We start from the raw sequence: 605 nt of genomic DNA, 5'->3' as shown, positions 1-605 counted from the left end.
CTTCTGGAAAGCTATCTGCACGACGGGTCGCTGACCGTCGAACGCATGGGCCGCGGCTTTGCCTGGCTGGACACCGGCACCCATGCCAGCCTGCTGGATGCGGGCAATTTCGTCCGCACACTGGAGAACCGTCAGGGCCTGCAGACCGGTTGCCCCGAGGAAATCGCCTTCGAGGCCGGCTGGATCTCGTTTGACCAGCTGCGGGCGCGTGCGGCAAAGTTTGCCAAGAACGATTATGGTAAATACCTTATGGGAATGATTCCTACAGAATAAGTATGATAAAATCATGAATTAAACATAAACTAAAAAATAGAATATTATTATTAAAACTTTATAAGTGCGGTCATGCAGCTAATAAATTTAAATGCGCTGGATGAAATTATTTATCAAAGTGGTACGTCGAAAGTGATCTGCCCAACGCAACGTTGAGAATCAGCTGACTGCAAGGCTTCTAGATCCGTCAAGAACACATGAGCGGTAATATTGCACTCAACACTGTTGAGCTGTAATATTAAATACTTCGTGAGCCGTTAGGCTAGGCCCACATTGGATAGAGTACTTTATTAGTCCCAACGCTAGGGTCCAGACTTCGGTAACGGGGTCGT

General features: G+C 47.8%; 1 protein-coding gene. It reads left to right on the top strand.

The window, feature by feature from the left end; all coding sequences use genetic code 11:
* Nucleotides 1-273 (top strand): sugar phosphate nucleotidyltransferase (locus TW83_RS21115; RefSeq protein WP_045982711.1); only part of this gene is annotated, 273 nt, incomplete at its 5' end.
* Between the last annotated feature and the right edge of the window lie 332 nt (nucleotides 274-605).

This window comes from Paracoccus sp. S4493 (genome assembly GCF_000967735.1).
GTDB lineage: Bacteria > Pseudomonadota > Alphaproteobacteria > Rhodobacterales > Rhodobacteraceae > Paracoccus > Paracoccus marcusii.
This window is presented reverse-complemented; position numbering and strand designations above follow the sequence as displayed.